We start from the raw sequence: 10029 nt of genomic DNA on the forward strand, positions 1-10029 counted from the left end.
GATGGCGCGCCCGCCGAATCGGTGCCGAAATGCCCTACACACACCGTATTTGGCAGGATCTTGCCACGTGAACGTGTCAGAAATCGTCTACAACGTCGTGGTCGTCACTCATCTGCTCGGGATGGCGGCGGTGGTCGGCGGATATGCCGCCGGCCGGCCCACCGTGAACGAGGTGATGGTCTGGGGTGCCCGGGCGCAGCTCCTCACCGGGGTGATGCTGGTCGGCATGGCGGAGTCCCTGACCTCCCTGGACAAAGACCTGAACATGGTGAAGATCGGGGTCAAGCTCGTGATCTCCGTGCTGGTGGCCGCCTTCGCCGAAATGGGCCGGGCCGACGCCAAGCGTGGGAAGGATCCCGCGTGGATGCCGGACGCGGCGGGTGGGCTGGCGATCGTGAATGTGCTGATCGCCGTGCTCTGGAGCTGATCCGGACGGCCGCGGCCGGTGCCCGGCATCGGCCACCAGGTGTCCGGCCGCCTGCGGTCGGCGTGTACAGAAGACCCCGGGTATCGCAGTGATACCCGGGGTCCTATGGGAGCGGTACCCGCTCAGTTCTGCAACGCGGGTTCCCGGCGGGCGAATTCGCCGGACTCGGCCTCGCCCATCCGGTGCGGCTCGTCCTCGGAGCCCATCGGATCGAGTTCGGGGTCGATATCGATCGTGCGGCGCAACGGGCGGTTCGGCAACAGCGTGGTCGCCAGGAGCGCGACCACCGCCGCGAACGCGGCGATCAGGAAGATCCGGCCGGTCGCGTCGCCGTAGGAGGCGCGCACGATGGTGGCGATCGGTGCGGGCAGGCCGTCCAGGTCGAGATTGCTGCCGCCACCCGAGGAGGTCTGGATACCCAGCCGGGCGAACCCCTGGGCCGACAGTTCGCCGACGCGGGTCGCCAGAACCGATCCCAGCACCGAGACCCCGATGGCGCCGCCGAAGGTGCGGAAGAAGGCGACATTGCTGGAGGCCGCGCCGATATCGTGCACGCTCACCGTGTTCTGCACGGCCAGTACCAGGTTCTGCATCATCATGCCGACGCCCAGCCCCACCACCGCGATGTACGCGCTGACCAGCCACAGGTTGGTTTCGTGGTCGAGCGCGGAGAGCAGTGCGAAGCCGAACACCAGCAGGGTGGCGCCACCGACGACGAATCCCTTCCACTTGCCGAACCGGGTGATCAGCTGACCGGAGGCCACCGAGGCGACGAGCGTGCCCGCGACCATCGGAATGGTCAGGATGCCGGCGATCGTCGGCGAGTAACCGCGCGAGGTCTGGAAGTACTGGCCGAGGAAGGTGGTGGCGCCGAACATCCCGATACCCACCGCGACGGATGCGATGATCGCCAGGCCGGTGGTGCGCTCGGTGACAATCCGCAGTGGCACGATCGGCGACTTCGCGCGGGCCTCCACCCATACGGTCGCCGCGAGCAGTGCCACGCCCGCCACCACATACAGCAGCGATTCCCGGGAGAACCACTCATAGTAGCCGGCCTTCCCGGCGAAGGAGACCCAGATCAGCAGAATCGAGACACCGGCGGTCATCAGGACGGCACCGGGCCAGTCGATGGATACGTCGGCCTTGCGTTCGGTGGGCAGCCGCAGCGTGCGCTGCAGCAGGAACAGCGCGATCAGTGCGAGTGGTACGCAGACGAAGAAGCACCAGCGCCAGCCGAGTGGGCTGTCCACGATGACGCCGCCGAGTATGGGTCCGCCCGACATGGAGACCGCCATGACCGCGCCCATATAGCCGGAGTACCGGCCCCGTTCCCGCGGCGCGACGATAATGCCGATGATGGCGACGACGAGGGCGGTCAGACCGCCCATGCCGATGCCCTGGACGACACGGGCGGTCAGCAGCAGTGTCACATCGTGGGCGAAACCGGCGAGGACCGAGCCCGCCACGAAGATGACGATGGCCGTCTGGACCAGGACCTTCTTGTTGAAGAGGTCGGCGAGTTTGCCCCAGATGGGGGTGGAGGCCGCGTTGGCCAGCAGTGCGGCGGTGATCACCCATGTGTAGGCGGTCTGCGAGGCCTGTAGATCGCCGATGATCGTGGGCAGCGCGGTCGCCACGATCGTGGTACTGAGCAGCGCGGTGAACAGTGCGGCCAGTAGCCCGGTGAGCGATTCCAGAACCTCGCGGTGGCTCATCGCGTAGGGGTCTCGCCGCGTCACCGCCTCGACTGGACTAGACATCTATTTCCTGACTCTCTTTCGGTTCCGGCTCGTGTTCTTCGGTGACGCTGCGCTGCGTGTCCGCGGACAGTGAGCGGTGGGGATGTTTCTGGTTGTCGGTCGCGGCGTGGCGACTGTCCCGGGCGATGAGTCGGCTCCGGAGTGTGTGCAGAGTCCGGTGGGCGTGTTCGGCGTCGTCCACGGTCCAGTCGGCCAGGACCTCCTGCAGGCCCCGCACCCGTGATTCCCGGATCCGGGCGAGAAGTTCGTGGCCGGCGGGGGAGACCTCGACGCGGATGGCGCGCCCGTCGCTGGGATCGGTATTGCGCAGGACGTAACCGTCGGCGACCAGTTCGGTGATGTGCCGGCTCATGGCCGAGGCGCTGATACCGATCTGGGTGGCGAGGTCGACCTGCCGGCACGGACCGGCCGATTCCAGGTTGACCAGGACACTGATCCCGCCCGGCAGCAGTCGGCCCTCCTCGGGTTGTGCGAGGGACCGCCGGAGGGCTCGACTGATGAGGAACAATTCATCGAGGATGCCCTGTGCGGTGTCGGGGGGAATTCCCATGCGTCCTCCACATCTAGTTGCTTGCGCTAATCAACTATAAATTTGTTGCTTGCGCTAATCAACAAAATGTAGTGTGCGTATTCCCACAGCCGAGCCGGGAAGACACGCCGACCGGCCAGCGCGCCGGGCATGCCGTGTTCCGCCGCTTTTTACCGCGTGCGCTACGCGTGACCAGTGTTTTGATCGGAGGCCGGTGGTTGATGTCCATTCCGGCTTCATCCCCCGCTCGCCGGCGCCGATATGCGGCCGCGCGTGTTCTCCGGCATGCTGCGGCAGCGCGGAAACCAGGGCGGTGACGGTCGGCTACCACTGTCTGTGGCCGGTGATCTATGAGCCGGTGGGGGAGACACCGCCGCCGGATGCCGAACCGAATCCGCCTTGCGCCCGGATCAACGTGTGGTCGGCAGGACTGTCCCCGGCCGAGCACGCGGCGGCCCGGAGATTGTGCGGTCCAAACCCTGAGGCGGCGGTGCTCCGGGCTACCGCACGAATTCGCCGGCGCGGTCGGCGAGCTCCAGCAGGGGTTGCGGAACGATGCCGAAGATCAGGGTGGCCAGTGCCGCGATGCCCGCCACCGTGGTCGCGGCGGTCGGACCGACGATCTCGGGTGGGTCGGCCGGCGGATCGGTGAAGAACATCAGCACGATCACCCGGATATAGAAGAACGCGGCGATCGCGCTGGCCAGTACGCCGACGATCACCAGCAGGCCGGCGTCGCTGCCGGCCGCGGCCTGGAAGACCGCGAATTTCGCGACGAACCCCGCGGTGATCGGGATACCGGCGAACGACAGCAGCAGCAGCGCGAACATGGTGGCGAGCCACGGGGCGCGGCGGCCGAGCCCGGCCCAGCGCGACAGTGCCGTCGCCTCCGTGCCGTCGGTTTCGCGGACCATGCTCACGACCGCGAAGGCGCCCAGGGTGCCCAGGCCGTAGACGAACAGATAGAACAGAGTCGCGGCAATGCCACGGTCGTCGGCGGCGACCAGCGCGGTGAGCAGGAAGCCCGTATGCGCGATGGACGAATAGGCGAGCATCCGTTTCATATCGGTCTGGGTGATCGCCAGGATCGCGCCGACCACCATGGTGGCCACCGCGACGGCCGCCAGTACCGGCCGCCAGTCGTCGGCGATCTCCGCGACACCCACGGACAGCACGCGCAGCAGAGCGCCCAGCGCGGCGATCTTGGTCGCCGCAGCCATGAACGCGGTGATCGGCGTCGGCGCGCCCTGGTACACATCGGGCACCCATGCCTGGAACGGCACCGCGCCGACCTTGAACAACAGACCCACGGCCAGCATGGCCACACCCAGCAGTGCCAGGGTGGGCGCGCCGGTCTCGGCGGCGAGCGCGTCGGCGATTCCGGCGAGGCGGACCGTGCCGGTCTGGCCGTAGAGCAGCGCGACCCCGTACAAGAAGAACGCCGAGGAGAACGCGCCCAGCAGGAAGTATTTGAGCGCCGCCTCCTGCGAGAGCAGCCGGCGCCGCCGGGCCAGACCGCACAGCAGGTACAGCGGCAGCGAGAGCACCTCCAGCGCGACGAACATGGTGAGCAGATCGTTGGCGGCGGGGAACAGCAGCAGGCCGCCCAGCGCCAGCAGCAGCAGCGGGAAGACCTCGGTGGGTGTGATGCCCGCGGTCGCGGCCGACCGCTCGGCCCCGCTGCCCGGGACGGCGGAGGCCTGCGGGGTGAACGCGTCCATCCCGTAGTCGGCGGTGACGGCAGTGCGGCTCCAGGTGCCCGGCCCGGAACGTGGCCGGGGCAGCGGTCCGCGTTCGGCGACGAACAGCACCGACAGGATGCCGACGATCAGCAGGGTCCCCTGGAGGAAAAGGGTGACCCCGTCGACCGCGACCGCACCGACCGCGGCCGTCGTCGCGGTCCCGGACAGCAGCAGCACGGCGGCCAGCGCGGCCCCCAGTGCCGCCAGGGTCAGTACCAGCTGCGCGGGATACCGCCACGGGCGCGGGAAGAACGCGTCCACCAGCACTCCCACGACCGCCGCGCCGAACACGATGAGGATCGGCGCCAGCACGTGGTATTCGATACTCGGCGCCGGCACGGTCGCGGCCAGGACCGTATCGACGGACAGCTCAGCGCTCATGACGCACACCTCCGGGGTTCGCCGCCTCCGGATGGGCCGGGACCGGCGGTGCGGGGTCGACACTGCCGACCGTGGTGAGGGTCTGGTTCACCGCGGGATCGATGAAGTCCAGGATCGGTTTCGGATAGACACCGAAGAAGATCAGGGCGCCGAGCAGCGGCACCACGACCACGAGCTCACGCGGCACCAGGTCCCGGATGCGTTCGCTGCCCTCGCGGACCGGCCCCGTCATCATCCGCTGGTACAGCCACAGCACATAGATCGCCGCCAGGACCAGCGCGGCGGCGGCGATCACCGCGGCCACCTGATACCTGCCGAATGTGCCGATCAGGACCAGGAATTCGCTGACGAACGGGGCGAGTCCGGGTAGGGAGAGGGTGGCCAGGCCGGCGATGAAGAACGTTCCGGCCAGCACCGGCGCCACCTTCTGCACTCCGCCGTAGTCGGCGATGAGCCGGCTGCCGCGCCGCGAGACCAGGAAACCGGCCACCAGGAACAGTGCCGCCGTGGACAGTCCGTGATTGACCATGTAAAGGGTCGCACCGGTCTGGGCCTGGCTGGTCATGGCGAAGATTCCGAGCACGATGAAACCGAAGTGCGAGATGGAGGTGTAGGCGATGAGTCGCATCACATCGGTCTGGCCGATGGCCAGCAGCGCACCGTAGAGGATGCCGATCACGGCCAGCGTGATCACCAGCGGCGCATAGGTGTCGACCGCGGCGGGGAACAGCAGCAGGCAGTAGCGCAGCATGCCGAAGGTGCCGACCTTGTCGACCACCGCCATCATCAGCACCGCGCTCGCCGGGGTCGCGGAGACGGCGGCGTCCGGCAGCCAGGTGTGCAGCGGCCACAGCGGCGCCTTGACCGCGAACGCGAACATGAAACCGAGGAACAGGGCGTTGAGCACCGCCGGTCCGGCGCCGAGCTGTCCGGAGTTGGCGGCCGCGACCACTGTGCGCAGGTCGAAGGTTCCGGCGCCGTCCGCGCCGAGGTCCTGCTGGACGGTGAGTACGTAGAGGCCGATCACCGCGGCGAGCATGATCAGGCCGCCGAACAGGTTGTACAGCAGGAACTTCACCGCGGCGCGGGAACGCTGCTGCCGGACCTGCGCGTCGTCGGTGCGCGGCCCGAAACCGCCGATGAGGAAGTACATCGGGATCAGCATGGCCTCGAAGAACACGTAGAACAGCAGGATGTCCAGGGACAGGAAGGACACCAGCACCATCGCCTCCACCAGGAGGGTGAGCGCGATATAGGTGTGGGCCACCCGTTTACCGGTGCCGACCTCGCGGTCGTCGTGCCAGCCGGCGATGACGAGCAGCGGGACCAGCCCGGCGGTGAGCAGTACCAGGACCAGCGCGATCCCGTCCACGCCGAGGGTGTATCCGGCGCCGAACGCCGGTATCCAGGTGTGGGATTCGACGAACTGGAATTGCTCGCCGCCGGGTTGGAAGGCCGCCGCCACCCCCAGCGCCACCCCGAAGGTCGCCACCGTGAACAGCAGGCCGACCCAGCGGGCCAGTAGTCGCTGCGCGGCCGGCAGCAGGAGTACGACCGCCGCGCCCACCAGGGGCAACAGCCAGAGCACGGACAACCAGGGCACGGCGCTCACCAGATCCTCACGGCCAGCAGGGCTGCGGCCACCAGTGCCGCGCCGGTGAACATGGACAGGGCATACGAACGGACGAAACCGGTCTGGATCCGGCGGGCCCGCGCGGACAGACCGCCGATGACCGCGGCGGTGCCGTTGACGAGACCGTCGATACCGCGGTTGTCGAGGAAGACCAGGGCGCGGGTCAGGTGGCGGCCGGGCCGCATGAAGGCGGCCTCGTTGACGGCGTCGCCGTAGAGGTCGCGGCGCGCGGCGACGGTCAGCGCGGTCACCTCCTGCGGTGCGCTGTCGGGTACCGCGCTGCGCCCGTACTGCCGGTAGGCGACCGCGACACCGACCGCGACCACCGCGAGGGCGAGTCCGGTGATCACCGGGACCGGCAGGATCGGCTCACCGTGGTGCTCGCCGACGACCGGTGCCAGCCAGTTCTGGAGCGAGGAGCCCCAGACGAATACCGCTCCGGCGCCGACCGACCCGAGCGCCAGCAAGATCATCGGACCCGTCATCACGGCGGGGGATTCGTGCGGGTGGGTATCGGGCTTCCAGCGGCGTTCGCCGAAGAAGGTCAGCAGCATCACCCGCGTCATGTAGAAGGCGGTGAGGCCGGCGCCCAGCAGGGTGACGGTGCCCAGGATCGGGCCGGCGGCACCTTCGGCGGCGAAGGCCGCTTCGATGATGCGGTCCTTGGAGAAGAACCCGGCGAACGGCGGGACCCCGATGATGGCGAGATACCCGACACCGAAGGTGAGGTAGGTGATCGGTAGCAGGGTGCGTAATCCGCCGTAGCGGCGCATATCGGTTTCGTCGTCCATGGCGTGCATGACCGAACCCGCCCCGAGGAACAGGCCCGCCTTGAAGAAGCCGTGGGTCAGCAGATGCATGATGGCCACCGCGTATCCCGCGGGACCGAGGCCGACGGCCAGCACCATGTAGCCGATCTGGCTCATGGTGGAGGCGGCCAGCGCCTTCTTGATGTCGTCCTTGGCACAACCGATGATCGCGCCGAACAGCAGGGTCACCGCGCCGACCACCACCACCGCGGCCCGGGCGGTGGGCGCGAGATCGTAGAGCGGGTTCGAGCGGGCGATCAGGTATACACCCGCGGTGACCATGGTGGCGGCGTGGATGAGCGCCGACACCGGGGTGGGGCCCTCCATGGCGTCGCCGAGCCACGATTGCAGTGGTACCTGCGCGGATTTACCGCAGGCGGCCAGCAGCAGGAACAGGCCGACGGCGGTGAGTGCGGCGTCGCTCGCCCCGGGGGCCGCGGCGAACACCGCGCCGAAATCGAGGGACCCGAAGGTGGCGAACAGGATCATCATGGCGATCGCCAGGCCCATATCACCGACCCGGTTGACCACGAACGCCTTCTTGGCGGCCGTGGCCGCCGACGGCTTGTGGTACCAGAACCCGATCAGCAGATACGAGGCCAGACCGACGCCCTCCCAGCCCAGGTACAGCACCAGATAGTTGTTCGCCAGCACCAGCAGCAGCATGGCCGCGAGGAACAGGTTCAGGTAGGCGAAGAACCGGCGGCGGCCGGCATCGTGGCTCATATATCCGACGGAGTAGACGTGGATGAGCGAGCCGACGCCGGTGATGAGCAGGGCGAAACAGATGGACAGCTGGTCCAGCGCGAGCCCGAAATCGACCCGGAGCCCGGCTATCGGCACCCAGCTGAACAGATCCAGCGCCACCGCACGATCGGCGCCGGAACGGCCGAGCATCCCGGCGAAGGCGATCACCGCCACCACGAAGGAGGCCAGCGCGGTCACGGTGGCGAGCAGATGACCCCATGCGTCGGAGCGACGCCCGGTGAGCAGCAGTACGGCGGCGCCGGCCAGGGGCAGGGCGGGCAGCAGCCACAGCGTTGCGGTATCCACGTCAGTGTCCTTTCGACATGCTCGGGAGCGCTGCGTGGTGACACTGCGCTACCGCCTGCGCGCTTGACCCGAGCACGTCAGAACTTCAGCAGGTTGGCGTCGTCGACCGAGGTCGAGCGGCGGGCGCGGAAAATGGTGACGATGATGGCCAGACCGACCACGACCTCGGCCGCGGCGACCACCATGGTGAAGAAGGCGAAGACCTGGCCGTCGAGGTTCGCGTGCATCCGCGCGAAGGTGACGAACGCGAGGTTCACCGCATTGAGCATGAGCTCGATGCACATGAAGACGATGATCGCGTTACGCCGCAGCAGCACGCCCGCGGCGCCGATGGTGAACAGTAGCGCGGACAGGAACAGATAGTTCTCGGGATTCACCGGATACCTTCCTCGTCGGCCGGGCGGGCGGTGCGGGCGTCATCGGATCCGGGGGCCGGCGCGGAGCCGACCGAGAGCACCGCGGCATCGGTGAGTGCCTGGGTACGGCGGTGCCGCAGAATGGTCGAGACCGACAGTTCCTCGAACGATCCGTCCGGTAGCCGCGCCGGGATGTCCACCGCGTTGTGCCGGGCGTAGACGCCGGGGGTGGGCAGCGGGGTGGGCCGGTGCCCGGCGTCGCGGAAGCGCCGGCGCGACAGTTCGCGCTGGCCGAGTTTCGGACCGAACGTCTCCCGGTGGGCCAGCAACATGGCACCGATGGTGGCGGCGATCAGCAGTGCGCCGGTGAGTTCGAAGGCCCAGACGTAGCGTACGAAGATCAGTTCGGCCAGGGTGCCGATCACCTCACGGCCCGGGAACCCGGCGGCGGGGAATTCGATTCCGGAATTGCGGATCCCGTGCGCGATACCCGTGCACAGCAGGACCCCGAAGCCGACACCGACCACCCCGGCGGCGATCCGCTGCCCGCGCAGCGTCTCCCGCAGCGATTCCGCCGAATCGACCCCGACCAGCATGAGGACGAACAGGAACAGCATCATGACCGCGCCGGTGTACACCACGATCTGCACGACTCCGAGGAACAGCGCGTCCTGGGCGATGTAGAACACCGCCAGTGTGATCATGGTGGCGGCCAGGCAGATCGCCGAGTGCACAGCCTTGGCCGCGAACACCATGCCGAGCGCGCCGAGCACCGCCAGCGGGGCGAGGATCCAGAACTGCACCGTTTCACCGGTTCCGGCGTCGGTCAGCGGGGCGGCGGCGAGCAGGGCCGATTCGGTGCCGGTCATCGGTTACCTCCCGGCGCGGTATCGGCGGTGGGAAGCGGTGCCGCGGGGCCCACCCGGCCGAGGTAGTAGTCGGCTTCGGTACTGCCCGGTTGCATCTCGTGCGGCGGGGCCTGCATCTCCGGAGCCAGCGGGGCGAGCAACCGGTCCTTCTCGTAGATGAGATCGGCACGGTTGTCGTCGGTGAGTTCGTACTCGTTGGTCATCGTCAGCGCCCGGGTCGGGCACGCCTCGATGCACAGGCCGCAGCCGATACAGCGCAGATAGTTGATCTGGTACACCCGCCCGTAGCGTTCACCGGGGGAGAAGCGCTCCTCGTCGGTGTTGTCGGCGCCTTCGACGTAGATCGCGTCGGCCGGGCAGGCCCAGGCGCACAGCTCACAGCCGATGCACTTCTCCAGCCCGTCGGGATGCCGGTTGAGCTGGTGGCGTCCGTGATAGCGCGGCGCGGTGGGGACCTTCTCCTCGGG

At 68.2% G+C, this 10029-nt stretch carries 9 protein-coding genes; 1 reads left to right on the forward strand and 8 read right to left on the reverse strand.

The features are described 5' to 3' along the window. Positions 1 to 121: 121 nt before the first annotated feature. The gene (locus tag ACLML9_RS12285) at positions 122 to 427 is read left to right on the forward strand and encodes a hypothetical protein (protein WP_411945642.1); all 306 of its coding nucleotides are present in this window, start codon (positions 122 to 124) and stop codon (positions 425 to 427) included. Between the two features lie 122 nt (positions 428 to 549). Here the strand turns inward: ACLML9_RS12285 and ACLML9_RS12290 are convergent, their stop codons facing one another. The 8 genes from ACLML9_RS12290 to nuoI form a co-directional block, all read right to left on the reverse strand. After that, positions 550 to 2190 (reverse strand): MDR family MFS transporter, encoded by a 1641-nt coding sequence (locus ACLML9_RS12290; RefSeq protein ID WP_411945634.1) that lies wholly within the window; start codon positions 2188 to 2190, stop codon positions 550 to 552. Then, positions 2183 to 2740, reverse strand: coding sequence for a MarR family winged helix-turn-helix transcriptional regulator (locus ACLML9_RS12295; RefSeq protein ID WP_411945635.1), 558 nt, complete (start codon positions 2738 to 2740; stop codon positions 2183 to 2185). The genes ACLML9_RS12290 and ACLML9_RS12295 overlap by 8 nt, the downstream gene beginning before the upstream one ends. 479 nt (positions 2741 to 3219) lie before the next feature. Further along, the gene (gene nuoN / locus ACLML9_RS12300) at positions 3220 to 4842 is read right to left on the reverse strand and encodes an NADH-quinone oxidoreductase subunit NuoN (RefSeq protein ID WP_411945636.1); all 1623 of its coding nucleotides are present in this window, start codon (positions 4840 to 4842) and stop codon (positions 3220 to 3222) included. Beyond that, positions 4832 to 6454, reverse strand: coding sequence for an NADH-quinone oxidoreductase subunit M (locus ACLML9_RS12305; RefSeq protein WP_411945637.1), 1623 nt, complete (start codon positions 6452 to 6454; stop codon positions 4832 to 4834). The genes nuoN and ACLML9_RS12305 overlap by 11 nt, the downstream gene beginning before the upstream one ends. Continuing rightward, positions 6451 to 8337 (reverse strand): NADH-quinone oxidoreductase subunit L, encoded by a 1887-nt coding sequence (nuoL, locus tag ACLML9_RS12310; protein ID WP_411945638.1) that lies wholly within the window; start codon positions 8335 to 8337, stop codon positions 6451 to 6453. Before nuoL ends, ACLML9_RS12305 begins: the two co-directional genes overlap by 4 nt. A gap of 77 nt (positions 8338 to 8414) precedes the next feature. After that, the gene (nuoK, locus tag ACLML9_RS12315) at positions 8415 to 8714 is read right to left on the reverse strand and encodes an NADH-quinone oxidoreductase subunit NuoK (protein WP_030519458.1); all 300 of its coding nucleotides are present in this window, start codon (positions 8712 to 8714) and stop codon (positions 8415 to 8417) included. Continuing rightward, the gene (locus tag ACLML9_RS12320) at positions 8711 to 9562 is read right to left on the reverse strand and encodes an NADH-quinone oxidoreductase subunit J (protein WP_411945639.1); all 852 of its coding nucleotides are present in this window, start codon (positions 9560 to 9562) and stop codon (positions 8711 to 8713) included. The genes nuoK and ACLML9_RS12320 overlap by 4 nt, the downstream gene beginning before the upstream one ends. After that, positions 9559 to 10029: NADH-quinone oxidoreductase subunit NuoI (gene nuoI, locus ACLML9_RS12325; protein WP_411945640.1), on the reverse strand; the 471-nt coding region annotated here is incomplete at its 5' end. The genes nuoI and ACLML9_RS12320, both read right to left, overlap by 4 nt.

The organism is Nocardia sp. NPDC002869, from assembly GCF_046764065.1.
GTDB classification, from domain to species: Bacteria; Actinomycetota; Actinomycetes; order Mycobacteriales; family Mycobacteriaceae; genus Nocardia; species Nocardia rhamnosiphila.